Source organism: Erwinia rhapontici (assembly GCF_020683125.1).
In the GTDB taxonomy this organism is placed as follows: Bacteria; Pseudomonadota; Gammaproteobacteria; order Enterobacterales; family Enterobacteriaceae; genus Erwinia; species Erwinia rhapontici.
This window is the reverse complement of sequence record NZ_CP085627.1, coordinates 2,462,673-2,489,091: the sequence shown is the minus strand read 5'-3', so window position 1 is coordinate 2,489,091 and position 26,419 is coordinate 2,462,673. Positions and strand designations below refer to the sequence as shown.

Sequence of the window (26,419 nt, the reverse complement as noted above, 5' to 3'; positions counted from 1 at the left end):
TCGTTATGGGGCCTGTCAGGTTATGCGCGCAGCACCCAAACAGAGGAAAGATTCACGTTATAACTGGATGCCCGCCACGGAGGATGTATGGCTCAGGATATGTTTTTCAATATCAATGGTATTGAGGGCGAATCACTTGATTATTCTCATAAAGGGGAAGTCGAGGTTTTAAGATGGAACTGGTCAGTCGCCCAGCCCGCGAATATGCACTCGGGAAGTGGCGGAGGTGCAGGTAAATCAACCGTACACGATTTATATTTCAAACATTACATTGATAAATCCTCGACCACTCTCATTCAATATTGCCTGGCGGGAAAACATATCCCGGAGGCTATTCTGACCGTCAGAAAAGCCGGTGGAACCACGTTGAACTTCTTAACAATAACCCTGCAAGAGCTGATTATTACCAGCGTAGAGCCGATGGGTATGAACCACATGCCAATGCCGATAGAAAGAGTCGGCCTCAGTTTTTCAAGAGTGAAATTAGAATACGTACCACAGAGCGCAGAAGGAAATAAACTGGGCGTGGTAGCAATGGGTTATGACATTAAAGCTAACGCGATTATTTAGTACATTTATAAAGGAGTATAAAATGTATATCGATGAAGATGGTTATATTTATGATGATCGCATTGAGCGAAAAATATTTAAAACGATTGAGAGAGCGGTTCTCGATAGCGTTAATGGTATTGTGGTGCATCAAACTGCCAGTCCGACAGCGCAAAGCACCTTTAACAGTATGGCAACAAATCGGCTAACGGTGCACATTTTTTGATCGACAAGGATGGCAAGGTTTATCAAACGGCTTCGTTATTCAAAATGACCTGGCATGTTGGTCTGGTGCAGTCCAAATGTTTTTTACAGAAAGTATGCCAACCAACAGAAACACGTCTGCTCGCATTGCATACTAAAACTTATTGGAAAGATGGAATTTCGCAGGAAATATCCAATATATAAAGAGAGAAAAGTTTCCCTGCGCGATTCCCAAACAATACTGACAGCATCGGCATTGAAATCGTTGGAATGGCTGTTGGGCCTGAGAATAAAAAAGTTTTCGAATCTGTCACTGATGAACAAAATCGATCCCTTAAATGGCTGGTGTCAGAGCTGACTCGTCAATTTCAAGTGCCCATGACTGAGGTTCACCGACATCCTGATATTGGAAGGAAAAACACAACCGAAGCGAGCACAGCAAAATGGGAATAAAAATAACATTGATCTTTATTTTATTATCTTCTTCGCTGGTTATTCAGGCCAGGCAAGTAGAACATATAGAGGTGATTGAGAGTGGTCATTATGATGGACTTGCTGAAGATAAAGATGGGTATGCTAAGTGGTGTAAACTTTTCAACCCCACTAAAGAGCAGTTAATTAATTACTTTGCTAAGGCTGAAGAAGCTGATTATATCGGCGAGTGGCTTCATGAACATTATTCTCCTTGTGTAGCATCAGGTACTGTGACTTTCAAAGATGGGTCCTATGGGACCTGGGGGTTGCACTCCAGTGGTCTTGGTGGCGTCACTTTTCAAGATAAAAATAATTTTGGGAAGAGAAAGTCGTTTCTTTATCTGGATAACGCTTGGGAGGACGAATGAAAATTGTAAACATCCTGTCTCAATATCTCGGGATATAAGAACCCACCGCAAGTACATTTTCTGAGGGGATGGGGCCAGTTTGAGGTAAGCCGGACGTCACGCGACAGGACGTCGCGTGCCGAGGCCCGCAGGGATGCGTGTTTTGCCGATCCGGCGTGCTCAAACTGGCCCCGGACCTTACACTAAATAGCCAGCGACTAAAAACTGGAGATATCGCAGACATAAAAACATTACAACCCGGTACTAAAAGTAATCAGCCCCAGCAGAATACCCGGGGTGTTGGCAATCAGCGGTGGAAGAAGAGGTTGAAACCCCGGCGTGCCATTGCGCGGCACGCCGGGGTTTTTATGTCATCAGGAGAGGGTCATCAACGGTGTCAGTGGCTGAATCACACCCTGGGACTGATGTTTATCCAGCTGATAGTCGTCGCTGTTAACCACCAGTACCGGGGTAGTGAGGTCGTAACCCGCCGCTTCGATTTCGGCCTTATCAAATGCCAGCAGCGGCGTCCCGGCCGTGACCCTGTCACCTTCTTTCACCAGCGGGTGGAAGTGCTTGCCCTGCAGGTTAACGGTGTTCAGGCCTACGTGGATCAGTAGCTCAGCACCGTTATCGCAGAGAAGCCCGATAGCATGATGAGAATCAATCAACGTGGCCACCACGGCATCACACGGTGCCACCACCTGGCCTTCACTCGGGCTGATGGCGATGCCGTCACCCAGCATTTTTCCGGCAAACGTTTCATCGTTAACACTTTCCAGCGCGATGGCCGTACCCGACAGCGGGCTGAACAGTGCCAGGCTCTCTGCCGGAGCCGCAGTATCTTTAGCAGTTGCGGTAGCAGTAGTGGCAGTCGCAGCAGGAGCCTGCTGACTTTTTTCACTCAGGATTTCTTCATCAATCGGATCTTCAAAGCCGACAAACTGCACCATGACAATCGTCAGGATAATGGCCGTGGCGCTGCCCGCCAGTTCACCAATAAACGACATCGGGGCATCGGGGCTGATGGCATTGACGAGGGTAAACAGACCCGGCAAGGCGGCATACGCGTAGTAGAGTGAGCCAAACATACTGGCCACGACGGCACCAATGGCGCCACCAATACAGCCGCAGATAAACGGTTTTTTGAAACGCAGCGTCACACCGTAGATAGCCGGTTCGGTGATACCGAAAATCGCAGTGACACCGGCTGATAAGGAGGTCGCTTTCAGCGCCCGGTTACGCGTTTTCAGGAACACACCGAACACGGCGGCCATCTGACCGATCACCGCAATCGTCTGGTAGGCCTGGAAGGAGTCATAACCCTGTGTATCGAAGTTCGCCATTATCACCGGCGTAATGCCCCAGTGAACGCCGAAGATCACAATAATCTGCCAGACACCGCCAATAACGGCAGCCGCAACGGCAGGGGCAAAAGCAAACAGCGCGTTATAGCCACTGGCAATGCCCATCGCTGCCCAGGTGGTGATCGGGCCAATCACAATCAGCGTCAGGGGCACAATCACCACGAAGCAGATCAACGGTGTGAACAGGGCGCTGATCACCTCCGGCAGGATTTTCTCAACGCGTTTTTCAAGCCAGGAGAGCGCCCAGACCAGGAACAGCGGCGGTAATACCGATGAGGTATACACGGTTTTGGCCAGCGGGATAAACAGGAAGCTGATGGTTTCGCCCCCGGCAATCCGGCCTGCCATGGATGTCCATTCCGGGTTAATCAGGGCGCAACAGCAGAGCACGGCGATAAACGGATTACATTTGAAGTGTCTGGCCGCGGTAATCGCAATAAACACCGGCAGGAAGGCAAACGGTGTCCACGACATAAAGTTGAAGATGGCAAAGGTGCCGGAGGTTTTAATATCCGCATCAATCAGGCCGACGACAATTAAGATCCCCTGAAGAATACCGGCGGCAGCAAGAATATAAACGATGGGCGCGAACACCGCCGACATGGTGCCGATGACGGCATCCAGCACGCGCGTTTTCTGTTTAGCGCTGCCGCCGGCGTGCTGCTCGCCAATCAAAGACGAGAGGGCATTGAACACATCGGCCACGTGGGTGCCGATCACCACCTGAAACTGTCCACCGCTCTCAACCACGGCGATGACGCCCGGCAGACTCTGGACTTTCGCCTTAGCGCCGTCCGGCGTTTCATTTAGTACCAGACGCAAACGTGTCGCACAGCGCGAGAAGGTATTGATATTATTTTCACCGCCAACCTCGTGAAGAATATCAGTCGCTAACTTATTGTAATCCCTGATAACTGCCATATTGTCAGACCTTTTTATTATGGGTAGCTGGTTATGTAACAGAGGGTGAAACTGATTTGATGCTATCAGTGAAACCGATTTCTGCAACCGGTTTCATATCAGAGCGTGAGCTGTTTCACAGGGTTTCATTTCGGGCTACAGGGCAGTGGATGTGAGAGCTAAACCACGGCGAAAACGCTGAAGGGGGGCTTATGCATCATCACGAATTCAGAGGTTAAATCGCGTACAGGTCGCTTGTAGCAGTGGCTGGCGGGGTGTCAGGGGTGGCAAAAAATAGTGCCATTTTATAAGAATTTTTACCTGCCCGAGGTCAACAACAAGGCCTATATTCTGCAGCATTGGAGCAGCGGTTCTTCCAGGGGATGGAAAAGAACAATAAAACGTTAACTTTTTGCCTTCCATTATGCGTAATGGTAATGAGGTTTTTATGTTGTTAAAACGCAGCGGTACTATTGCCATTGTTTTGCTGGTGACTCTTTCAGTAACGGCCTGTGGCATGTCTCATCGTGGCAGAAACACCGCTATTGGTGCGGGTGTGGGGGCGGTGGGTGGTGCGGTCCTGACCGGAGGCAGCACCTGGGGAACACTGGGCGGCGCAGCCATCGGTGGTGTAATTGGGCATCAGGTCAGCCGTTAAGCTGACCTGCGCTAACCCGATAAGAAAGCGTACGATTAAGGCCTGCGATACAGGGCAATGCTGCGACCTTCCAGCTCGACATTTTTCTCTTTGGTGATCACCTGGCCGGGTTTGGCTCTGTCCGATGTGCAGAGTTCCAGTACCCAGCCACCTTCGCCAAACTGCGGGATCAGGAAGGGCACATTGCCCTCAAACGGGTTAAACAACATCAGCACGTCATGCCAGATGCCCTCCTCCTCCGTCAGGTCTGCCCGGCCAATATAGACGCCGAGCGTTGAACCTTCATCCCACTGTTCCGGCTGCTGAAAACCGCCGCCTGCATTAAACCACTTGATATCCATATTATCGCGCCAGCTTTCACGCCGCAGTAAAGGCTGAGCGGTGCGCAGGGCGATCAGCTGGCGGGTAAATTCACGCAGCATTTCGCCGCTTTCCGGTACATCGTCCCAGTTAATCCAGGAGATGTCGTTGTCCTGGCAGTAGCCGTTATTGTTGCCGCGCTGGCTGCGACCAAATTCATCACCCGCCAGCAGCATCGGTGTCCCGTGGGAGAACAGCAGGGTGGCGAGAAAGTTACGCTTCTGCCGTTCGCGTATCGCGTTGATCCCTTCATCTTCCGTTGGTCCTTCGACACCGTAATGCCAGGAGCGATTATCATTATGACCATCGTTGTTGTCCTCACCGTTGGCGTCGTTATGTTTGTTGTCGTACGACACCAGGTCATTTAGCGTAAAACCGTCGTGGGCGGTGATGAAGTTGACGCTCTCCCAGGGACGACGCCCGCGCTGATCGTAGAGGTCGCCTGAGCCCAGCAAACGAGCCGCGAATTCGGTTGAGACATTGTCTCCCTTCCAGTATTCCCGCACCGTGTCACGGTATTTATCGTTCCATTCCGCCCAGCCGGGTGGAAAAGCGCCAACCTGATAGCCGCCCGGGCCAATATCCCAGGGCTCGCCAATCAGCTTCAGACGTGACAATACCGGGTCCTGCATAATGGCATCGAAGAAACCGCCGCGGGGATCGAAGCCACCCGGTTCACGGCCCAAAATAGTGCCCAGATCGAAGCGAAAACCGTCGATATGCATCGATTCTGCCCAGTAACGCAGGGAATCCATTACCATCTGTAATACCCGGGGATGTGAGGTGTTGACCGTATTGCCGGTGCCGGTGTCGTTGATGTAATAACGGTGCTGATCCGGCAAGGTGCGATAGTAAGAGAAGTTATCAATGCCTTTAAAGGACAGCGTCGGGCCGAGTTCGTTACCTTCTGCCGTGTGGTTATACACCACGTCGAGGATCACCTCGATCCCGGCATCGTGGAAGGCGCGCACCATATCGCGGAAACCCTGAATGCCGTTAGGGCCAAAGTAGCGCGAAGCCGGAGAGAAGAACGCGAGCGAATTATAGCCCCAGAAGTTCTTCAGCCCTTTGTCCAGCAGGTGTTGATCGTCCGGGAACCAGTGGACTGGCAGCAATTCAACTGACGTCACGCCAAGGCTTTTGATGTAATCCACGACGGCCGGATGGCCCATGCCTTCATAGGTGCCGCGTAGCGCTTCAGGTACCGCACTGTTCAACTGGGTAAAGCCTTTGACATGCGCTTCGTAGATCACGGTGGTTGACCAGGGGGCCACCGGGCGATTTTCATCATGCCAGAGGAATTCGTCCGGATCGATAACCCGGCATTTGGGGGTATACGGGCCACTGTCCCGGGTATCAAAGGTCAGGTCCTTCTCATCATCATACAAATCGTAAGCAAAGTGCGCCTCATTCCACTCAATATCCCCTGACAGTTCACGGGCATACGGGTCGATCAGCAGCTTATGCGGGTTAAAACGATGTCCGTTCTCCGGTTCATAGGGACCATAAACACGGTAGCCGTAGAGTGCACCCGGTTGGAGCCCCCGCACATAACCATGCCACACTTCATGGGTGTATTCCGGCAGTTCCAGCCTGGCGATCTCCTGCTGTCCGCTGGGGTCATACAGGCACAGCTCAACGCGCTCAGCGTGCGCGGAGAAGAGGGCGAAATTCACCCCTTCACCATCAAAATTGGCCCCCAGCTGGTGGCTTAACCCGGCTTCGATGACATAAGGTGTTGCGTTCGACATAGCGTTCTTTTCATCCCTTGGCAAATGGTAAGCGGTAGCGTCTGTTATTCACTTTTCTGGATGCTATTCACTGCTGAGTATCAGCGGCAAACCTGTGTCTGTGGCGGCCAGCGTGATCTGATCGGTCACAAACATCACTTCTCCACTGAGGATATTACGGTAGCGACGGTGGGAAAGCGGTGCCGTCAGCGCGATGGTGGTCGAGGCAGAAGGCGCCGTCTGATCAGATTCTCCGGCGTTATTCGGCAGCTTCAGCGCCAGACGCGGGGCAATCACCATCAGCGCATGGGTACTGTCCAGCCGGGCGAACAGGATCAGATGGTCTTCGCGCGGGCCTTGTGCACTCAGCGGCAGATAATCGCCATGACGAAACAGTGCCGGACGGGCCTGACGCAGCTGTAGCAGGCTGGCGATCACATGCTGGTTGAGCTGGCCGCTCAGCCAGTGTGCCGGATCGCTATCCAGCGGCGTTTTGTGTGCCGTCAGCATCTGTTGCAGCCTGGCGAAATCCGGCTCCCGGCGGTTATCCGGATCGATCAGGCTGAAATCGAGCGTTTCACTGCCCTGGTAAATATCCGGTACGCCTGGCGCAGTCAGTTTCACCACCGTCTGGGTAAGACTGTTCACCAGCCCGGCCTGGATAAACGGTTGCAGCGAGGCGGAGAAATCATGCAAAAAGTCGGTATTAGCTGGTGAGAGCAGGTGACGCGCATAGTCGAGCACCGCATTCTCGTAGTCATCGTTTACGGCAGTCCAGTTGGTACGCTGCTTCGCTTCGCGCAGTGCTTTTTGCACATAGGCGAGAAAACGCTCTTCCAGCGCCGCCAGCCCGGCGTGATCCCGGGGCTGAAGCGTCGCAGGCCAGACACCGGCCAGCGCCTGGTAGAGCATCCACTCGACAGAGGGTTTTGGCGCCCGGCCATCGTCAAGCGTCACCACGCAGCTGCGGTTCATCTCGCACCAGCGCGCCACACACGCAGCCCAGTGCGCCGGGGCCTCGGAGAGTGTATAAAGCCGCGCCCGGGCATCTTCGCCGCGTTTGGTATCATGCGTGGTGGTGCCGGAAAGGGCATCCGGCTGTCGCTCAAGGCGCACTTTCATCTCTGCGTGAAAGCGGTCAAGTGAGAAGGCACGCGGCAGCGGTTCCGCGCCAACTTCATTCAGCGCCAGCGACATATGCTGGCGGAAGAACAGGGTATCTTCGACCGATTTCGCCATCAGCGGGCCAGTCAGTTGCTGGAAACGGATGCGGAACGTGGTGGCCTGCTGACGCGTGTGTGTCGGGATATCGCCCGTGAGAATGCGCAGAATCAGATTAAGTGCGGCCGGATCGGGGGCATCGGTACGGGTTTTGACGCGGTCTGCTACCTGTTGCAATAATTCGCTATCGGCCGCAGGCAATCCGTTTTCCGTGCCGTAAGTGCGATATACCGGGAAGGCAATCAACAGTTCACGCAACGCCTGGCGCAGATTGTTCTCCGGCAATAGCGCACTTTCTTCTGCGGCAATCTCACGGGCAAGGGTCAGCAGGGTGGTAAACTCCCCGGCGAAATTCTTATCCACCATCAGCCGCTTGGCTTCGCGCAGTTCGGCGGCCATATTCACCGGCTTATCCAGCACATCATTGTAGATTTTGCGCAGGGCACTGATATTACTGCCATCGACCAGCGCATCGGAGAGCGCTGCCATAAACTCATACCCGGTGGTGCCAGAAACCGGCCAGTCAGTCGGCAGCTGTTCATCTTTGCCGAGGATTTTCTCTACCGTGATATAGCAGTCCGGGCCTGCCTGCTGGCGCAGACGCGTCAGATACGCCTGAGGGTTTGCCAGCCCGTCAACATGGTCAACCCGCAGCCCGTCAACGGCACCGGAATGGACCAGTTCGAGGATCAAACGGTGGGTATCATCAAACACGCCGCGATCCTCAACCCGCATTCCCACCAGTCCGGTGATTTCAAAGAAACGGCGGTAGGAAAGTTCATTGGCCGCATCACGCCAGCACATCAACCGCCAAGGCTGACGCTGGTGGAGTGCCGCAATCTCCGACCGATCGGTGAGTGCCAGTACATCGGCTTCGCATTCCTGCCAGGTTTCCGGTTTCAGCGGGTAGAAGGTGTCGTAATACGCCAGCGCGGGTTTACCGCTGTCGGGATCGGCTTGCACCGTGATCTCATTGTTATCCAGCGCCGTCTCAAAGGCATCGCCCAGGAACGGCAGCGTCAAACGGCGGGACCAGTCGATATCAAAATGTCGCGCGTAGCGGCTTGCCTCACCGTGTTCAACCACATCGCGCCACCAGGCATTTTCCAGCGAGGCCGCCATATGGTTCGGCACGATGTCGAGGATCAGTCCCAGCCCGGCATTTTTCAGCGCGCTGACCAGACGGTCAAAGCCCGCGCGGCCACCAATCGATGGGTCGATCTCATTGGCATCCGTGACGTCATAGCCGTGAGTTGACCCGGCGGTCGCCGTAAAAATTGGGGAAGCATAGAGATGACTGATCCCCAGCTGTTTCAGGTAGGGCACGAGGCTGGCAGCGCGATCAAATGTCATGCCGTTACGAAACTGAATACGCCATGTGGCGGTTGGAATGGTCATTTTTCCTCTCCTGGCAGAAGACGAACCACGATGGCGTGCTGTGGAAGATCCTGCGTATCAGCCGGCCAGGCGAAAATCGTTTTGCCGGGCAGTGCGGGCAATGGCTGCGTAGTGGCACCGATGTTCAGGGCGATGGACAACTGGCCCCGGGGGAAGGTCCAGCTGACGGCCACAAACCCCGGTGCGGTCTTCAGCACCTGGCCTGCATGACCGCCCGCAGTCGCCAGCAGCGGCACGATAACGTTTTGACGCAGCGTCAGCAGCTGTCGGGTCAGTGCCAGCCAGGCTTTACCCTCTGCGCTGTCAGGCTTATGCCAGTCGAGCTTAGAACGGGTGAAGGTGGTTTCCGCGTTCGGATCGGGGACGACTTCCCCTTCATGCCCCGCATGGCCTTCGAACTCCCGGGCGCGCCCTTCGCGTACGGCACGCGCCAGATCGCCATGAAAATCAGTAAAGAACAGGAATGGGTTGGTCTCGCCATACTCTTCGCCCATCAGCAGCAGCGGGATATGCGGTGAGAGCAGCAGTGTTACCAGCAGCACTTTGTTACGGTCGGCACCGGTCAGGGTGAGCAACCTGTCGCCCTGCGCGCGGTTGCCCACCTGATCATGATTCTGGATAAAATCAACAAACGCCGCAGGGGGCTGACCGCGACTGTCGACGCCGCGCGCTTCGCCAGACTGAACGGCAACCTCACCCTGATAGACAAAGCCCTCCGTTAGCGCCCGCGCCACGCCTTTTTCTGGGTGATCGGCAAAGTCCTGGTAATAGGCATGGGTTTCCCCGGTGGCGAACACATGGATCGCATTATGAAAGTCATCATTCCATTCACCGTTAAACAGCGGGGCGTTGCCGTCAGCGTCGCGTGGGTGCAGGAAAATCACGTTACGGCAGTCTTCGGTCGTCAGATGGATCGGTCGCTCAGGCAGTTCGGCACGGATGCGTTGGGCTATCTCAATCAGGATATGGGGATCGGTGGTGTTTTCAATCTGGTCGATGGCATCGAAACGCAGGCCGTCGAGGTTAAACTCCTGCAACCAGTAGAGCGGTGCCTCTGCGATATAGTGACGTACGGCATCGACATCATGGGCGATACCCGCTCCCCAGGGTGTCATCCGCTCCGGGTGGAAGAAGTCGGGGGACAGCAGCGGCAGATAATTCCCCTGCGGACCAAAATGATTTAGCACGATATCCAGCACCACCGAGATGCCGTAACCGTGCGCCGCATCGATAAAGGCTTTAAAATCATCCGGTGTGCCGTAGGCGGCATGGGGGGCATACAGCAGAACGCCGTCATAACCCCAACCACGACGGCCACCAAACTGCGCCACCGGCAGCACTTCGATCATCGTGATGCCCAGTTCCGCCAGGTAAGGGAGTTTTTCTGCCGCCGCCTGGAATGTGCCCTGCGGCGTAAAGGTGCCGATATGCAGCTCATAGACCACGGTTTCTTCCCAGCGCCGTCCTGACCACTGGGTGTTCTGCCAGACGTAAGCGGTGGGGTCGATCACCAGCGAAGGGCCATCGACATCATCACGCTGCGCGCGGGAAGCGGGGTCCGGCACTGTCATGCCATCGGCAAGTACAAACTGATACTCCGCACCGGGTAACACGCCGCTGACCTGCTGCTCAAACCAGCCGTTGCCCGTGGGCTGCATGTCCGTTTCTTTACCGGAGAGCCGGAGTTTGACCTTGTTCTGGCCCGTGGCCCAGAGGCGAAAACGAACGGTATCGGTGGCCACATACTCGGCGCCCCAATGTTTTAAATATGATCGGGTTTCCATTCACTGTCCTCGTTTTATCCAGCGCTCGGGGATCGCTGGCAACACAACGGCGCTCCGCTACTCTGAGCGTTAGTCGGAAAAGGTGTTATCGGGATCGGGATAGCTGTCAGGCCATAACAATCATAGACTAAGATGTAGGGACAAGTGATAACCCCAGGCAAGATGGAGAACCGATGAGCATCACTATCAGAGCATTCCAGGCCAGCGATCTTGATGCTGCTATTACGCTGTTTCAGGGCGCGGTGCGTCAGATAGCCTCACAGGATTACAACCCGGAACAGATTGACGCCTGGGTGCAGGTAGACAGGACGGCCTGGGAGAAACGATTCAAAGAGAGTCAGTGCTGGTTAGCGATCCGCAATGGCGAGCTCGCCGGGTTTGGCAACGTGGAGTATGACGGACATCTGGATATGTTATTTACCGATCCCCGGCATCAGCGCTGCGGTGTGGCAACCGCGCTGCTAAAGTGGCTGGAGCTGGCGGTAGTGAAGATGGACATCCCGGTTATCTCTACCGAGGCGAGCATTACCGCGAAACCCTTCTTTATCCGACACGGCTTCCAGTTGGTTGAAGCCCAGCAGGTGTCGGTGCGTGGCCAGAGTTTTATCAATTATCGATTGCGTAAGATATTGATGTAAAAAGGGGGGTTATGGGTTTAACCCCCGATCCCCGCAGGACAAAACAGGGGATCAGGTAGGGCTGAATTACTCAGACTTCCGCATCAAAAATCACATACAGCTTACGCATCTCGGTTTCCACCACCCAGGTGCCTTCGGTGTTGGCTTCGAAGAAGAAGGAGTCACCCGCTTTGAAGGTTAACGTTGGTTCGCCATCGGGTGTAAATGACCCGGAGCCGCCGAGGAAATGCATAATCTCAGCCTGTTTAACCGAGCGACGATAGCTGCCCGCGCCACACTGAAAAATCCCGGTATCAATATCTTCCTTCCCCGGAATCACTTTTTGCAGGCCGGAGAGCTTGATGGCAGAGGTGCCCGGCAGGCCTTCAACGGTTCCCCATGACTCCAGCGATTCGATGGCGGCGGGCTGTTCTATTTTCTGCACTTTCATCAATATAATTCCTCAGGTGACGGTGTTATGGCGGCTATAAAGCATTATCCCGGTTCGTTATCCAGATTAAGGGGTTTACTGAACAGATTACGGAATTTATCGGCCGTCAAATAACAGATTTGCGTGTAAAGCGGGCTGAGATTGGTAGAAACTTTTGCGGGGAGACAAGCGGGATAAAGCAGGATCGGCAGGGCGCTACCCTGCTGATCCTGTTAGCTTATTTGGCTGCGGCGTTACCCCAGCGGCTTTTCAGGTAGTTGACCGCATCCTGAGTCTGTGGCTGATTGAGGTAGTTTTCTCTGAACAGGATCGTGCCATCAATATTCGGCAGTGACTCATTCAAATCGAGCTGTTTTTTCAGCTCCGGCACGCCGCCTTGCACCGTCCAGTCTGGCTCATTCTTCGACGGTTCCCCGACTTTATACAGCGCGATGCCGATATACAGGCGCGTGCTGGTGGGTTTCACCACCGCTGACCACCATTTTGCCAGCACATCGTAGCGTGCCGCCTGGCGTGCGAAAGGCCAGTATACTTGCGGGGCAATATAGTCCAGCAGGCCTTGTTGCACCCAGAGGCGGGTATCGGCGAAGGACTCATCATAGGCAGCCGCACCGCGCGTATCGGAGCCTGCCGGGTCGTGTGACAGATTACGCCATACACCAGCCGGGCTGACGCCGAATTCAACATCCGGTTTTAACTGTTTGATGGTACGCGACACCTGCTCGATCAACTGCTGCGTGTTGTGCCGCCGCCAGTCGGCCTTGCTACTGTATCCCTGACCGTATTGCCGGAACGTCTGGCTGTCATTGAGGGCAGATCCTGGCGATTCCGTATAGAAATAGTCATCGAACTGCACGCCATCGACCGGATAGTGCGCCACCACTTCAGCGACGATGCTGGTGATCCAGTCGCGCACTGCCGGGATGCCGGGGTCAAGCACAAAACGATCCCCCGAGGTGCGGATCCAGTCGCGATGCAGTACATAGACGCTGGCAGGTTGCTGCGACAGCGTGCGGTTCAGTTCGGTAACGGTAGAGGATTGGGTATTCACCGATACGCGATAAGGGTTTAACCAGGCATGCACCTTCATGCCGCGTTTATGCGCTTCGTCGAGCATAAACTGCAACGGATCGTAGCCCGGATCCTCGCCAATGTTCCCGGTCAGCATATCTGACCACGGCAGGATTTTTGACGACCACAGTGCCGTACCATCGGGTTTTACCTGGAAGAATACGGTATTGATGCCGAGACTTTTCAGTTTATCCAGCTTATCGGTCAGCGCTTTTTGCTGCAGGCTGATACGCAGCGCCGCACTGCTGACATTGACCGAAGAGACCGGAGGCCAGTCCAGCCGCGAAACGGTTGCCAGCCAGACGCCACGCATCGGTTCCTTCGCCAGCTCAGGCCGGATTGGCAGTGGCTGTTTTGCCACCGGCGGGAGCGGGGTGACCAGCGATTTCGGCGGTTCGGAAGAACAACTGAACAGCAACAGCGCGGCGATAGCCAGTGCGGCCGACCTTTTAAGGGCGATGACGGCGGGAATACGGCGAGAACGGGTGATGGTATGCTCCGGTTCTTTCTGATGGTCGAGTGAGAAGAAGATTCTCTTATTTCAGGCCGTAAAGTCAATGGATGAGGGGGCGGGGAAGCGTACAGAGCCTCATCTGCCTGTCGACAGATGAGGTGAAAAAGAAAGGCGATCAGACGGCAGACTGAACGGTCACGACAATTTTACCCACCTGACCATTGGCTTCCATATAGCGCTGAGCCTCTGCGATATCATCGAGCGGGAAGGTTTTATCAATCACCGGTTTGAGTTTCCCCGACCGCAACCCCTCACTCACAAACGCTTTAGCGCGCACCAGTTTATCGGCATCGGTGGTGATTTCGAACAGTTCATAACCGCGCACAGTCAGATGCTTACCGAGTATATCGAAGACAGGAATGACCATATCGCGGCTGTCGAGCGCACCGTACTGGAAGAACATGCCCTGAGGTGCCATCACCTGGATCAGCTTTGCCACATCCGGACCACCAACGGGATCAAAAACGATATGCGCACCTTCACCGCCGCTGACGCACGTGATTTCCGCCACCATGTCCTGTTCGGCGGTAGCGATCACCGCAACAGCCCCGGCTTTCAACAGCATGTCTCGTTTTTCACTGGTGCGCGTCAGCGCGATCGGTTTCGCGCCCAGCATGTTAGCAATCTGAATTGCCGCCAGCCCGACACTGCTGGATGCGGCACGGATCACCACGTTCTGGCCTGCCTGCAGGTTGCCATACTCGACCAGCGCGCCATAAGCGGTGACGTACATCATCCAGCTGGCGGCCGCTTCTGCAAACGACAGGTTCTCAGGGTGTTTAACCACAGCATGAACCGGCGCATTGACCACTTCGCCGTACATGCCATATTGCGTAAAGGTAAATGAAGGAATAACGCTAACTTTATCGCCTGGCATGAATCCGACAACGTCTGCACCAACGGCGTCAACCACGCCCGCAGCTTCATACCCCAGCCGGGCCGGAAATACAGGTTCGATCACATACTCGCCATTGCGGTACATGATTTCTGCACGATTGAGGCCGATTGCCTGTACGCGGATTTGAACTTCATTCGCCGCAGGGGCAGGTACGTCAACATCAATAACCTCCAGCACTTCCGGGCCACCGGTACGGTTAAACGTCACCACTTTAGACATATTCAGACCTCATCAGTTAACGGCATACCCTGGAGCGGGTATGCACGGTTTATCTGCGAGTAATTTACGGGGTTAGACTCAAGGTAAAAACAGGCGTGGCGGAACATCACTATTACTGATTCAGTAACAATCGCCTGGTTTCAGCAGCGCTGCCGGGCAAAAATCTCGCTAAACCAGTCGATAAAAACACGCACTTTGGACGACAGATGACGTCTGTCCGGATACATCACGGAAACGGGTTTTGGGACGGAAGGATACTGAGTCAGTATTTCTTCCAACGCACCGGAAGCAATATGGGGAGCCAGAGCATGGCAGGTTGCCTGAATAATCCCCAGCCCGGCCAGGCCGCAGGAGAGTAAAATATCGGAGTTATCTACAAGCAGGCTACTGGCGGGACGTTTTGCAACAACCTCAGCGTTTTCAATGAATTTCCACGCCATAACATCGCGACTATGATCACTAAAGAAATGAATGGCCTGATGCGAGTCCAAATCCGCCAGTGTCTGGGGGTAACCGTATTTGCGCAGATAGGAAGGGGCCGCGCAGGTGACCATGCGGATATCGCCCAGCCGTCTGGAGATAAAACTGCAATCCGTCAACTCTCCCAGGCGCACAACGCAGTCGACGCCTTCGCTAATTAAATCGGTTTTCTTATCCGAGGAGACCAGTACGACCTCAATATCAGGGAACAGCGCTTTAAACTGCGCCAGATGAGGGATCAGAATGCTATGCGCCAGCGCCAGCGGCATATCCAGCGTAAGACGCCCACGCGGAGGGAGCGTGGGTGAGAAGTTTGCCATCATATCGTTCACTTCAGCCAAGAGATGCTTTGAACGCTGATAGAAGTCGTCGCCTTCTGCGGTGACACTCAGCTTACGGGTGGTACGGTGGATCAGTTTCACCCCGAGATCATCCTCAAGCTGCTGAATCGCTTTGCTCACGGCAGGGCGATGAAGTTGCAGAACATCGGCCGCCTTAGTAAAGCTACCCTGTTCAACAACCTGCAAAAATATATTAATATATTCAATCATTTTAGCGTGCATACATTGCTCTGATCAGGCTTGAATCGCGACAGTTTGCGCCAATGGGGATAACGATGAAAGCCTTTCTTGACTTGAAAGAGTTGAAGTAGAGCGGGATTTTATATCTTATCCCGTTGCTAACGAATAGTGGGCAGTCGGCTCTTCTTATACCCTTGTGGAACCCGTTAATGGATATCATTGGCATTATTATGTCGGCAGGGCGAACCTCTGTTGATGTTGCACTTTACACCCTGATCCCGGTGATGGTAGTCATGCTGATTATCATGAGATATCTGGAACAGAAGGGCGTGCTTGACGCGATTGTGCGTGTGATGACGCCGATATTCAGGCCATTTGGCATCACCGGACTGGCTATTTTTGCGCTGATCCAGCTGAACTTTGTTAGTTTCGCCGCACCGCTGGCGGCGCTGGCGATTATGGAGAAACGCGGCACTTCCGACCGTCACCTCGCGGCAGCCCTGGCGATGCTTTTTGCCATGGGCCAGGGGAACGTGTTTTATCCCCTTATCCCTTTTGGCCTGCACTGGGGCGAAGCCGTGATCATTTCAATCGTCGGGGGGCTGGCTGCGGCGGCGTTCACCTATCACCTTAGCGGGCGCAGGCTGTCGACGGATTCTCTGCCGCTGGCGGAAAAAGAGAGACTGGAGGGCAATGCGCCTCAGGGGCTGATCGCCGTCATTAACGGTGCCGGTTCAGACGCAATCCGCCTGGCGTTGGGATCCGTTCCCATGCTTCTCCTGTCGCTGACGGTGGTAGGCATACTGAAAGCGGCCGGGGCGATTGAAGGGCTGACCGCACTGCTTGCCCCGCTGCTCGGCATGTTCAATATCCCGGATATCTTTGTTATGCCGGCACTGACCAAAATGCTGGCAGGGGGCACCGCATATTACGGCGTGATGACGGAGTTGATACAGAAAGGGCTGATAACCCCTCAGCAGATTAACGCCTCTGCTGGCTTAATGATTCAGACCTTTGATCTGCCTGGCATCGGTATTTTTCTGGGTATTGCCAGTCGCTTTGTCAGGCTGTTTCGTTACGTTATTCCCGGTGTTTTGCTGGGTATCCTGCTGCGCACTGTGATCCATCTGCTGCTTAACCATTAATACGTAACCTGAGGGAGTACATTATGGTTTCCACAAAAATTACGTTAGGAGCGACCGTCGCCCCGGTGAAATTTACCCAGGTTGAGCCTGTTCTCCTGACAGATGACACGATTCTGGCGCGAAAAGCAAAAATCCTGGATGGGATGAAGAACGAAGGCTTCGATGCTCTTGTGATTTACGCAGACAAAGAGCATGGCGCTAACTTCGCCTATCTGACGGGATTTATTCCGCGTTTTGAAGAAGGCCTGCTGATTCTGGAAACCAGTGGCAAATGTACGCTGGTGCTGGGCAATGAAAACCTGAAGCGCGCGCTTTTCACGCGTGCCGGTCACGCTGGCACACAGCCCGTACTTCTCTCTGCCAAATCAGCCAATGGATAACGAAGCGCCGCTGGAAAGTATCTTCACCGACGCCGGGCTTAACAATAAAAGTAAGGTAGGGCTGGTGGGCTGGAAGATGTTCACTCCGGCGGCCGGGAACGGCAAAACGTTCTTTGATCTGCCGTATTTTATTGTTGAGGCGGTCAGACGCACGCTACAAGCCAGTGCAGAGCTGGAGAATGCCGCTCACCTTTTTATTAGCGGCAAGTCGGGCGCGCGTGCGACCTGTAATGCAAACGAAATTGCTCACTATGAATACGGCGCTAACCTCGCATCAAACTGTATTCTTGATGCCATCAATGCGATTGAGGTTGGCGTCCGTGAAGTTGATCTGGGTGCACTGCTGGCCGCGGAAGGCCAGGACAACACGGTGGTATCCATTGCCGCCACCGGTAGCCGCTTCGATAAAGCCAATATATACCCGAGTTATAAGAAAGTGCAGAAGGGTGATCCGTTATCATTGACCACTGGCTTTAAAGGCGGATTGTCCAGCAGAACCGGTTTTGTTATTGCCGATGAGAGTGAATTGCCTGCCGGGCAGGAAGAGTGGTTGCAGCGTATGGCTAAACCGTATTTCGCTGCGGTTGTCGCCTGGCTGGAAAATATTCACTGTGGCATGACCGGCGACGAGCTTTACCAGTTGGTGGAACGTGTATTACCGAAAGAACGCTATGGCTGGCACCTGAATCCGGGTCACCTCGTTTCAGATGAAGAATGGATGTCTTCCCCGGTCTATGAGGGGTCGGATGAACCGCTGAAAAGCGGCATGATCATGCAGATTGATATCATCCCTTCGGTCGCGGGTTACACAGGCGTTAGCGCGGAAGAGTGCGTGGTACTTGCGGATATCACGCTTCAGGCAGAGATCAGCAAACACTATCCGGCGTTATGGAATCGTATTGAGACGAGACGGCGTTATCTGCGTGAGGAAATTGGCATCAACCTGAGTGAGGAAATACTGCCATTGTCCAATACCGTGGCTTATCTGAGGCCTTTCTATCTGGCAAAGAATCAGTCACTGTTTGTGGAGCGCTAACTGATCCGAATTTATTGTTTGGCATAGAACATCGTCATTTTATTGAAGCATCTTGAAGAGTATGAATGAAAATTTTAATTGCTGGTTTATTTTTTCTGTCATTTACGTCTTATGCACAATCTCATCTCGGCACATGGGGAACGACCTGTGATGACGAGGGTTTTTCTATTCAGTTAAGTAAAAACACCACACCGTTTATTGTGAATGAAAATCAAATCATCATCTCAATCCATTCAAAAGAGATCTCCGCTAATCAGGTTGCTGTGTATTTTGATAAAACGCTGGATCTGGGTACGGGTGGAATGAACCTTGCGTGGGATAGTTTCAGCACAACGAAATCGGTGGCTGAAATGACCATTAAGGGCAGCTCAGGGGTGTTCAGATGGCATGGTTTCTTTGATAAAAGTAAGAAAAAATATGTTTGGGTTGATGGTCCAGATTTTGTGCAAGATCATACGAAAAATGGTCTGATTAAACTTAAGAGATGCGATTAATATACTATTTTAGCATGGGAGATGGGGCACTTCTTCATTGATGTCCGCCGGGTCCGGACGTGGTGCAAAGCCAGCAGCACAGGGCTGCTGACCAGATAAGCTTGTTGCCGTATTCGCTCATCATTGCTCTTTCACCGCCATCTAAACCCGTCGACTGAACAGGGTGGATTACACATCCAGACGATGGATGACGCTGACAAACTGGTGCACGCCGCGATTAATTTCCTTCAGGCTCCGCGAGAGGTCGCTGATTTTATCCTGTTCGGTGACCACGAATTGTTTTACCGCATCCAACTGTTGATACATCTGCTGGATCAAATCAGCATTCACTTCTACGACGGACGTTATTTTTTGCGTAGCGCTGGCGGTCGATGCAGCCAGTCGGCGGACTTCCGCAGCGACGACACTAAATCCGCGTCCGGCTTCGCCAGCCCGCGCTGACTCAATGGCGGCATTCAGTGCCAGAATATTGGTTTGTGCGGCAATAACGTTAATTGTATCAACGACTTCAGTAATGCTTTTGGCCGAAGCATTGAGCTTTGCGCCAATCTCGGTTGCGGCATTTACCTGAACAGCAACCAGCCCGGAGTTACGCACCGTTTCTTCCAGCACCTCATTGGCATTATGCGTGATTTGCGAGGTTTCTTCTGAGGTGGTAACGGCGATATCGGCCACCCGTTTTGCGGCTTCGACACGGGTTGTGATATCAGATGCGATCTTAATCACCTTACAAACATGGCCATCAGCGTCATAGACGGGATTGTAACTGGCTTCTAACCAAATGCGCTCACCGCTGGCCGTTTTACGTTCAAAGCGCCCAACAAAGTGCTGACCTTTGCCAATTTTTTTCCAGAAATCGGGGTTTTCACGATAAAAACTTTCATAGCAAAAGATGCGATGATGCTGGCCCACAATATCAAACAAGTTAAAGCCCATATGGGTAAGAAAGTTGCTATTAGCCGTAAGAATCTGACCGTCAGGCGTGAATTCGATCACCGCCATGGACAGGTCCAGCGCAGTGATCACCGCTTCTTTTTGCTCTAACTCATGATGGCGGGCGGTGATATCGGAGGCGACCTTAATTACTTTATAAACAATGCCGTTATCATCGGTAACCGGGAAATAGGTGGCACTGAGATAAAAGCGCTGATGCTGTTTGCTGAAACGCTCAAAGATACCCGTTACCGATTCGCCTGTTGCGAGTGTCTGCCAAAAGGCACTGTAGCTTGCTGAACGGCAGTAATCCGGTTTGCAAAAAATCCGGTGATGTTTTCCCTGAATCTCACTCAGTGAGTAACCAGTGACATCGAGAAATTGTTGATTGGCGTTGAGAATCTCTCCATCAGGCGAAAACTCAATCCATGCCACATGCTGTTTTATTGCATTGATGTCCCGGGTGATGCCGTTACTTTTGGACGAGGGCAGTGAAAAGCTCGATTTTTTCATACCAAACATAGAACACCTCAGGAAGTTATCAACATCTCGATGAACCAGATACGCGCAGGCCGGTTTGTGGCATAACCATCGCAACTGAATTCTTCTCGGCAAGCCCATAGTGGGCTGAATGTTTTTTCCAGGCGGGACACTTGGTCATCAGTCAGTCACGAAAGATGGTATCTCTTTACACCCAAGGGGGTGCTTGCCGGGATGATAGTCTGTGCATTCCTGGTGTTCTAACAAGTATGGTGACGGGCACGTAACTGGTGTCCTTAACGGGTATCGGCAAATGCGTGGAAAGGTTCAGGGAAAAATGAAAATAATTGCATGGCATTGCAAAGTTGGCGTCGCTACGCGAATTCTACGAAAAGAGAAGGGGAGTTATCCCCAACTTTTCACGTAGCGACACATTGGTGTACCGTTGGCACGGAGAGATGAGTAGATGTAGATTCAGTCAGGAAAAGAAGGCGAGCCGGTTGCAACCAGCGGGAGTGCCTCCTGGTATTCAATTTAACTTATGTTGAGCGAGAACCAAGTTCATAAATCACAGATTCCATATACCTCTGCTTTAAATGAATATTTTTGATAAAAAAGACGAATTCACTTCCAGATAACTTCATGAACTAACAGGAAATGTGCCTCTTATAAGCATTTCCTGACAGCTTATTCTGCTTCAGTTCGTGAACCATTTCTCGCCGTAATCGCATAACCAAGTACATCAAGGTTTAGGGCTTATCTGATTGTTTTCTTGAATAATTCATGATTTCTGGTAACATTTAGATACATCAATGCTTAATCACAACTGATATCTCTGAGGGCGGTAGCGTTGTCAAGGCTGGCTAGGTTTACCTGAGGGGTATCGTATCAGTCGGGTAAGGACGAATTAATAACTAAACTTGCCAAAGATCTGAGGATCGTCTTATCTGATAATGGCGATTTGGCCATTTTGAACTTTGTGCTGATATCAACACCACCTTCTGTGCGCTTTTAATAAAAACCTTCGATGCTATTGAGGTCGATTTAATCTGATTTAACATTTAATTATCAAGTAGGGATAAATGAAGGAAGAACACACATTAGCTTTCGAGCATGCATGGAAGTACTTTGAGCTACATTCTCAACAAAGAATGACAGTGTTTAATTTTTACATTGCTGTTATCGGACTACTTGGTACAGGAAGCGGTATTTGCTTGCAACTTGGAGGAACGTTTATTTACTTTACCTCTGCGCTCGGAATTTTTATTACCTTTATCACATTTATATTTTATAAGTTAGATGACAGAATATCCTTTCTGATTAAAAACTCAGAGTTGGCATTGATAAAGCTAGAGGGAAATATAAATATTTATGAGATTAAAATATTTACAATAGAAAATAATAATATTCAGTTAAATAATGGTTTTTTTTCCATGTGGACTTATGGAAAATGTTTTCGGGTTTCATTTTATGTCTTGGCATATATTGGGATGGTGATCTCACTAATTCCTTTAATTATATTTATCTTTAAATAAAGTTGAGTGGTAAACTTACTTTTTCTGTTGACCACTCAATGAAGAAAACATCATTACACACCAATTTATGCTTGTCAGGGATCAATAATGCGCAGAGATGAAAAACTTAAACGATTCGACATAAAAACAAGAAACCAAATTAGAGCAATACTCAGCAACAAAGAAGGCAATGCAATCAATAAGATAGCCAAACTAAGCGCCAAGTTTGGAAAAGCCCAATCTGAAACCCTTGATGATATTTTGAATAGTTCGTTCTTATCTAAAGCAATAAGAACCCCAATACTCTTCCCCAAAAAACCACCCTTTATTGATACTCTTCAAGTGCATCGTGAAGCAGGCTTGATTGAGATACTCAAGAGCATAGAAATCAGCGCACATAAGCACAAAGATAGACTAAAAAGGTTGGCTAATTCCCTGCAAAAAATTGATGAATTATATTCTTCTCAACACTTAAATACTTGTTTGGATGTTATCGATAATGTCCTGGAGGAGGATGGGTGGAGTCACGCCATTTTAAGACGTATCATTCTTATCCGTGAAAACAGTAGGGAAGATTGCTTCAACGAACGCATTGAAAAACTCGTTCTTCAGGCTGGTATTAAAGGCATAGTGGTCTCATCGCTAATCCACACTTTTACACGAGATCAGAGTATTTTGATGAGTAAAAGATCAGTGCTAAATATAACTGATCGTGGAGCCATAAACCGCTTTACCCGAACGCTATCAAAACTAAGCATTCAACCTACTGCATCTTCAAGCCAAGATTTGGGGAGTTTTCTTAAGGAAGTCTTAAAGTGCTCACTAATTGATGCCATAATTTTAGCGAAATTCAATAGTCATTTATTCCAAATGAACCATTTCCCAACTATTTCGGAAATAGCTAACAATCTCGGGCGTCCAGAACTCTTCGAACATCTAGTAAAAACTTATGATGCTTCTAATAGTGAAGGTGAGTACACTTTCTTTAAACAATCCAGTGCATGGTTGGAATATGAGCCGATTCGAAAATATAGAATGCTGATCGATAGCTATTATGACTCATCACGTGAACAAGCGATCAAATTACCTAACGAGCTTGAACAATCACTACGGACTTGGGTTGGAAAAATTACTCTACGAGATCTCGTATGTGGTGGGCAGTTCACCAACCATGACTATCCTGCTTTAGCAAAGTTGGAAATTGCGGGAGATGTAACAAGATCGGCGCTATTTAACTACTGGTTGACTGAGTCAGAGGGGCAGGTCGGTTTCGATAAAGAAGATTTATTCACCCTTATGGGGCTGACGCGCGACTTAGCCCGAACGATTCCTATCAATTCTGTACGTACCGCGGCAAAACTTGCAAAGGAAGAATTAGTAAAGTTGATTTTATTATTACTGCTAGCCAAGCGTAGTAAAAATGAACTTGATAGCTTTCATTTGAGAAAACTATTAGAAGATATTACTTTCAAACTTCATGGTGGTTCGCTGGTCGAGCTTGTAAAAGCTTATGAAATGTCTCATCCATACATAGCAGAATATATATATGAAATTGCGACTGAAGACTTTTTAGCCAAACTAACTAAACTTGCGCCACATCGTGCAGATATCCCCGAGATTCGGGCATCACTGCATGAATGGATGGCTAAATATACGAAAGATGAGTACTTTCTACAACGTGCTCGTGCTGTAAGGATCGATCACCAAATCAACAGAGTTCGAAATGAGATTGATGATCATAGGATTTATGTGGATCCCATGCGTTTCACCTCCTGGGTAGAAGATGAGATGATGATTGAGTTAAATAGCGCATTGACTTCAACAGGATCTGGAAAGAAAGGTGTATCTGTAACCTGCGACGAAACCGTACTTTCAATGGTAATGACTCAGAGTTATAGCGCATTTTGCTCAAACGCAGTTTTTGGTATTGCGTCTTACATTGGTCGCCGAATCCGCCACGGTACATTTCATGGGCATATGTATTCAAGTGTAATTAATCAAATAGAGGAATCCAGTAAATTTAATTCGTTGTTTACAAATCATCAATTCGTTTCTAAATGGGACTCTTGGAAGGATATTTATAACAATGCAGTTGAGGAGATCATTGCGGAGCGCTTGCATGTTTATTCGAAGGCAAAACCTTTGGGGCTATTGACCCCGGAGGTTTATAGCCCGAGCAAACAGGAGGTGTTGTCGGCCGCTGTGTCTAACATAAGTAACAACTATATAGAAACGACTTCAACCGCAGATATTTGTCCAACAATTATAGATTATAGCTGGCGACTCGCAGAATTAGATTTAGTTGCAGTGATTCGCTATTTGAAAGCACAGCAGGTGCCATTGAAAAATTTGAAGTTTCTCGATGAAGAATTAGTACCAGCTGCTGCTGCTGTCAGCACTAGACTCGCTGATGTTTTCCGGCGGGAATTAGAAATATCTATTGACAGGAAGCTTTCAACTATGCTTGGATGGTTTAAGCGTCCATCAATAGTTGCACCTAAAGCATCCGTCTCATTGCTATTTGCTGCGACAGTTGCAGAAGTTAAAGATACAATTCCAGATTTCGACCCCCAGAATGCTGACAATAGTAAAGAAGATATTGAGCTTGTCGGTAATTTCTATCATCTTATTTACGACTCCCTTGCAATAGTGGTTGGCAATGCTGCTAAATATGCGGACCGTAACCTCCCACTAAAGCGAAAGTTTGAAATAGTGCCCGGTAAGGAAAAACACTTAATCATTGAAATTTCCTCTTCAATCAAAACAACAGATATCCCTGCTGAAGTATCAGAATATATAGAGACGCGAAAGAGAGCAGGTTTCCAAGATGCAAATTTATATGACAAGAAAAGTGGAATATCAAAACTACTGCTTTTAGCCAGTAATCGGAAAGACTTCGAATTAGATCAGTACGAAGTCGTAGGTAATGAAGTTCAAGTGAGGCTTTCTTATGCTCTGGAACATTGAGAAGATAAAATGCCTGATCGTAGAAGATGATCAATTCAAGATGGAAGGAATCCGCTCGCATCTCAAGTTGATATTTAAGGAAAGAATTGAAACATGCGAATGTCACGCACTATCCTCTGCGACAGCATTGTTAGCATTGCATGAATTCAACTTAGCAATCATTGACATGTCTATACATAGTCATGAACCTGAAGCTGGTGCAGGTTCCCCATTTCCCCTGTCATCGGGTGGATTGGATGTATTATTCGAGATTGACTACACCCAAAATAAAACACACTGTATTATTCTTACTCAATATCCAGATATCGAGATCGAGGGTATACCAATTCCTGTTGATCTAGCCAAAAATGAAATATTCGATAAATTTGAGATCGAAGTAGCCGGTTGTGTCCGATATATTGAGAATGACAACCAATGGAAAGAAGAAATAATTTATATTTTGGAGCGGTTATGAACATTTTAGTGCTGGAAGACGAGGATGTAAAATTTGAGCAAATTCGTCAGCATGTCATTGAAATCGTACCTGATGCGAGGATTCAGCGTGAGAAAAATTGGCTAGACTACTCCCGCGCTGTAGCCGATGTTAAATTCGATTTGATTCTTCTTGATCTGTTGGTGCCTCGTTCAGCTAGAGACAGTACTATTGAAGACCATTCTACAACGTTGGTTGAAACCACTCGAGATTATCGTAGTAAGTCTTTCAAAACTCCAGCTATTGTTTTAACTCAACACAGCCTCAGCGATGGGGATTTTGTGTACGACCTGAATCTGGTTGACATCAATGTTATATCTTTCAATGATCATGGCAAGTGGCGAGATGCACTTAAAATCAAACTTATGGCAGCTCAGCCTGCGAAAAAATTCGATGTTGTTATCTTATGTGCATTGGATAAAGAGGCTAATGCATTCGAGGGTCTAACAGATACTTGGGGGCCTATAAGTACCATCTCTGGTCTAGTGTGCCGAGAAGTTCAAATAGGTGAAAACAAGACTGTTATTGTTCGATCAAATCGCATGGGCCTAGTTGCTTCAGCAGTTGCAGCTGCGTTCGCTTTAGACCGATTTGAGCCGCGTCTGATATGCATGAGTGGTATCTGTGGCGGAGTAGTTGGAGAGTCTCAAATTTATGATTTATTAGTTACCAAAAGTTGTCATCAACATGATGCTGGGAAGTGGAGTTCGACAGGCTTCAAATCTGAACACTACGATGTGCAATTAGATGTCGACGTTTACAATAAATTAGTTGAGGTTGCTTCGGGTCCGGCTGGCGCAAATTTGCAAGATGCTCTAGATCCGGCCCGGTCGGAAGTACCGAATGGCAAAGAACGTATAAATTGCAAGATTGTATCTGATGCAATCACTAGCAGTGGAAGTGCGGTCATTGCGGAAGAAGGAAAAACCTCCACCTTGGCGGTTGGACAGAGAAAACTGACAGGTTTTGACATGGAAATTTACTCAGTCTACGAAGCCGCAAGGCATGCCCTTAAACGTACAGCTTTTTTTGCTGCTAAAACGGTTGTCGACGATGGAGATGAAAATAAAGGAGACTCGTTCCATCGAATTGGTTGCGTGCTATCTGCCAAATTTATTGTAGCAGCGATCCGTGCAGGAACTGCTGACATATGGAAGCAATAAAATTAACATTTTGCTCCTGACTCGACAAATTCACTCGCGTCGCATGCAAAAGATGAATATTCACAGTATTAA

At 50.3% G+C, this 26,419-nt stretch carries 20 protein-coding genes and 2 pseudogenes; 13 read left to right on the top strand and 9 right to left on the bottom strand.

The annotated features are described in order from the left end of the window. The first annotated feature begins 87 nt into the window (after window positions 1–87). The 4 genes and pseudogenes from LJN55_RS11720 (at window position 88) to LJN55_RS11700 (ending at window position 1,595) form a co-directional block, all read left to right on the top strand. Entirely contained in the window at window positions 88–570 is a 483-nt protein-coding gene (locus LJN55_RS11720) for an Hcp family type VI secretion system effector (RefSeq protein ID WP_227536319.1), read from the top strand. A gap of 22 nt (window positions 571–592) precedes the next feature. Next, on the top strand, window positions 593–775 hold the full coding sequence (locus tag LJN55_RS11715) for a hypothetical protein (protein WP_227536318.1): 183 nt from the start codon (window positions 593–595) through the stop codon (window positions 773–775). Next, window positions 772–1,206 (top strand): annotated as a pseudogene (locus LJN55_RS24045) (peptidoglycan recognition protein family protein). The gene LJN55_RS11715 and the pseudogene LJN55_RS24045 overlap by 4 nt, the downstream one beginning before the upstream one ends. Further along, complete coding sequence (locus LJN55_RS11700; RefSeq protein WP_212815392.1) at window positions 1,197–1,595, top strand: hypothetical protein; 399 nt, start codon at window positions 1,197–1,199, stop codon at window positions 1,593–1,595. The pseudogene LJN55_RS24045 and the gene LJN55_RS11700 overlap by 10 nt, the downstream one beginning before the upstream one ends. A gap of 353 nt (window positions 1,596–1,948) precedes the next feature. Here LJN55_RS11700 and LJN55_RS11695 read toward each other — a convergent pair whose 3' ends face one another. Next, entirely contained in the window at window positions 1,949–3,862 is a 1,914-nt protein-coding gene (locus LJN55_RS11695; protein ID WP_227536316.1) for a beta-glucoside-specific PTS transporter subunit IIABC, read from the bottom strand. Between the two features lie 427 nt (window positions 3,863–4,289). Between LJN55_RS11695 and LJN55_RS11690 the strand changes: the two genes are divergently transcribed. Continuing rightward, complete coding sequence (locus tag LJN55_RS11690) at window positions 4,290–4,499, top strand: glycine zipper 2TM domain-containing protein (RefSeq protein WP_133846571.1); 210 nt, start codon at window positions 4,290–4,292, stop codon at window positions 4,497–4,499. Between the two features lie 35 nt (window positions 4,500–4,534). Here LJN55_RS11690 and glgX read toward each other — a convergent pair whose 3' ends face one another. From glgX to treZ, 3 genes are all read right to left on the bottom strand, one after another. Further along, window positions 4,535–6,610, bottom strand: coding sequence for a glycogen debranching protein GlgX (gene glgX, locus LJN55_RS11685; RefSeq protein ID WP_227536315.1), 2,076 nt, complete (start codon window positions 6,608–6,610; stop codon window positions 4,535–4,537). A 63-nt stretch (window positions 6,611–6,673) separates the two neighbouring features. After that, window positions 6,674–9,208 carry a malto-oligosyltrehalose synthase gene (gene treY, locus LJN55_RS11680; protein WP_227536314.1) on the bottom strand — a complete coding sequence of 845 codons (2,535 nt, stop codon included), beginning with the start codon at window positions 9,206–9,208 and terminating at the stop codon, window positions 6,674–6,676. Beyond that, window positions 9,205–10,992 carry a malto-oligosyltrehalose trehalohydrolase gene (gene treZ, locus LJN55_RS11675; RefSeq protein WP_227536313.1) on the bottom strand — a complete coding sequence of 596 codons (1,788 nt, stop codon included), beginning with the start codon at window positions 10,990–10,992 and terminating at the stop codon, window positions 9,205–9,207. Before treZ ends, treY begins: the two co-directional genes overlap by 4 nt. A gap of 173 nt (window positions 10,993–11,165) precedes the next feature. Between treZ and LJN55_RS11670 the strand changes: the two genes are divergently transcribed. Next, window positions 11,166–11,630, top strand: a complete 465-nt coding sequence (locus tag LJN55_RS11670; RefSeq protein WP_227536312.1) for a GNAT family N-acetyltransferase — start codon at window positions 11,166–11,168, stop codon at window positions 11,628–11,630. Window positions 11,631–11,700: 70 nt separating this feature from the next. On the opposite strand, the gene LJN55_RS11665 is transcribed toward LJN55_RS11670, so the two are convergent. The 4 genes from LJN55_RS11665 to LJN55_RS11650 all read right to left on the bottom strand — a co-directional run bounded on the left by LJN55_RS11665 (window position 11,701) and on the right by LJN55_RS11650 (window position 15,793). Beyond that, window positions 11,701–12,060, bottom strand: coding sequence for a cupin domain-containing protein (locus LJN55_RS11665; RefSeq protein WP_212815387.1), 360 nt, complete (start codon window positions 12,058–12,060; stop codon window positions 11,701–11,703). A 217-nt stretch (window positions 12,061–12,277) separates the two neighbouring features. Further along, window positions 12,278–13,603: a glycoside hydrolase family 10 protein gene (locus tag LJN55_RS11660; RefSeq protein WP_227536383.1), complete on the bottom strand. Its 1,326-nt coding sequence runs from the start codon at window positions 13,601–13,603 to the stop codon at window positions 12,278–12,280. Window positions 13,604–13,760: 157 nt separating this feature from the next. Then, a complete protein-coding gene (locus LJN55_RS11655) occupies window positions 13,761–14,762 on the bottom strand; it encodes a zinc-dependent alcohol dehydrogenase family protein (protein ID WP_227536311.1) in 1,002 nt (333 codons plus the stop codon). 140 nt (window positions 14,763–14,902) lie between these two features. Next, window positions 14,903–15,793, bottom strand: coding sequence for a LysR family transcriptional regulator (locus LJN55_RS11650; protein WP_227536310.1), 891 nt, complete (start codon window positions 15,791–15,793; stop codon window positions 14,903–14,905). A gap of 179 nt (window positions 15,794–15,972) precedes the next feature. On the opposite strand from LJN55_RS11650, the gene LJN55_RS11645 reads away from it, so the two are divergent. From LJN55_RS11645 to LJN55_RS11635, 3 genes and pseudogenes are all read left to right on the top strand, one after another. Beyond that, window positions 15,973–16,908 carry a nucleoside recognition domain-containing protein gene (locus LJN55_RS11645; protein ID WP_167863959.1) on the top strand — a complete coding sequence of 312 codons (936 nt, stop codon included), beginning with the start codon at window positions 15,973–15,975 and terminating at the stop codon, window positions 16,906–16,908. Between the two features lie 23 nt (window positions 16,909–16,931). Further along, window positions 16,932–18,324, top strand: a pseudogene (locus tag LJN55_RS11640) (M24 family metallopeptidase). A 65-nt stretch (window positions 18,325–18,389) separates the two neighbouring features. Further along, window positions 18,390–18,818, top strand: coding sequence for a hypothetical protein (locus LJN55_RS11635; protein WP_227536309.1), 429 nt, complete (start codon window positions 18,390–18,392; stop codon window positions 18,816–18,818). Between the two features lie 168 nt (window positions 18,819–18,986). On the opposite strand, the gene LJN55_RS11630 is transcribed toward LJN55_RS11635, so the two are convergent. Next, complete coding sequence (locus LJN55_RS11630) at window positions 18,987–20,273, bottom strand: methyl-accepting chemotaxis protein (RefSeq protein WP_227536308.1); 1,287 nt, start codon at window positions 20,271–20,273, stop codon at window positions 18,987–18,989. Window positions 20,274–21,313: 1,040 nt separating this feature from the next. Between LJN55_RS11630 and LJN55_RS11625 the strand changes: the two genes are divergently transcribed. From LJN55_RS11625 to LJN55_RS11610, 4 genes are all read left to right on the top strand, one after another. After that, the gene (locus tag LJN55_RS11625) at window positions 21,314–21,766 is read left to right on the top strand and encodes a hypothetical protein (RefSeq protein WP_227536307.1); all 453 of its coding nucleotides are present in this window, start codon (window positions 21,314–21,316) and stop codon (window positions 21,764–21,766) included. Window positions 21,767–21,853: 87 nt separating this feature from the next. Then, complete coding sequence (locus tag LJN55_RS11620) at window positions 21,854–24,712, top strand: hypothetical protein (protein ID WP_227536306.1); 2,859 nt, start codon at window positions 21,854–21,856, stop codon at window positions 24,710–24,712. Beyond that, the gene (locus LJN55_RS11615) at window positions 24,696–25,166 is read left to right on the top strand and encodes a hypothetical protein (RefSeq protein WP_227536305.1); all 471 of its coding nucleotides are present in this window, start codon (window positions 24,696–24,698) and stop codon (window positions 25,164–25,166) included. The genes LJN55_RS11620 and LJN55_RS11615 overlap by 17 nt, the downstream gene beginning before the upstream one ends. Next, window positions 25,127–26,347, top strand: coding sequence for a phosphorylase family protein (locus LJN55_RS11610; RefSeq protein ID WP_227536304.1), 1,221 nt, complete (start codon window positions 25,127–25,129; stop codon window positions 26,345–26,347). Before LJN55_RS11615 ends, LJN55_RS11610 begins: the two co-directional genes overlap by 40 nt. Window positions 26,348–26,419: the final 72 nt, after the last annotated feature.

Coding starts and splice junctions, on each gene's coding strand:
- LJN55_RS11720 (WP_227536319.1), top strand. CDS start 88: ATGGCTCAGGATATGTTTTTCAATATCAATGGTATTGAGGGCGAATCA.
- LJN55_RS11715 (WP_227536318.1), top strand. CDS start 593: ATGTATATCGATGAAGATGGTTATATTTATGATGATCGCATTGAGCGA.
- LJN55_RS11700 (WP_212815392.1), top strand. CDS start 1,197: ATGGGAATAAAAATAACATTGATCTTTATTTTATTATCTTCTTCGCTG.
- LJN55_RS11695 (WP_227536316.1), bottom strand. CDS start 3,862: ATGGCAGTTATCAGGGATTACAATAAGTTAGCGACTGATATTCTTCAC.
- LJN55_RS11690 (WP_133846571.1), top strand. CDS start 4,290: ATGTTGTTAAAACGCAGCGGTACTATTGCCATTGTTTTGCTGGTGACT.
- glgX (WP_227536315.1), bottom strand. CDS start 6,610: ATGTCGAACGCAACACCTTATGTCATCGAAGCCGGGTTAAGCCACCAG.
- treY (WP_227536314.1), bottom strand. CDS start 9,208: ATGACCATTCCAACCGCCACATGGCGTATTCAGTTTCGTAACGGCATG.
- treZ (WP_227536313.1), bottom strand. CDS start 10,992: ATGGAAACCCGATCATATTTAAAACATTGGGGCGCCGAGTATGTGGCC.
- LJN55_RS11670 (WP_227536312.1), top strand. CDS start 11,166: ATGAGCATCACTATCAGAGCATTCCAGGCCAGCGATCTTGATGCTGCT.
- LJN55_RS11665 (WP_212815387.1), bottom strand. CDS start 12,060: ATGAAAGTGCAGAAAATAGAACAGCCCGCCGCCATCGAATCGCTGGAG.
- LJN55_RS11655 (WP_227536311.1), bottom strand. CDS start 14,762: ATGTCTAAAGTGGTGACGTTTAACCGTACCGGTGGCCCGGAAGTGCTG.
- LJN55_RS11650 (WP_227536310.1), bottom strand. CDS start 15,793: ATGATTGAATATATTAATATATTTTTGCAGGTTGTTGAACAGGGTAGC.
- LJN55_RS11645 (WP_167863959.1), top strand. CDS start 15,973: ATGGATATCATTGGCATTATTATGTCGGCAGGGCGAACCTCTGTTGAT.
- LJN55_RS11635 (WP_227536309.1), top strand. CDS start 18,390: ATGAAAATTTTAATTGCTGGTTTATTTTTTCTGTCATTTACGTCTTAT.
- LJN55_RS11630 (WP_227536308.1), bottom strand. CDS start 20,273: ATGTTTGGTATGAAAAAATCGAGCTTTTCACTGCCCTCGTCCAAAAGT.
- LJN55_RS11625 (WP_227536307.1), top strand. CDS start 21,314: ATGAAGGAAGAACACACATTAGCTTTCGAGCATGCATGGAAGTACTTT.
- LJN55_RS11620 (WP_227536306.1), top strand. CDS start 21,854: ATGCGCAGAGATGAAAAACTTAAACGATTCGACATAAAAACAAGAAAC.
- LJN55_RS11615 (WP_227536305.1), top strand. CDS start 24,696: ATGCTCTGGAACATTGAGAAGATAAAATGCCTGATCGTAGAAGATGAT.
- LJN55_RS11610 (WP_227536304.1), top strand. CDS start 25,127: ATGGAAAGAAGAAATAATTTATATTTTGGAGCGGTTATGAACATTTTA.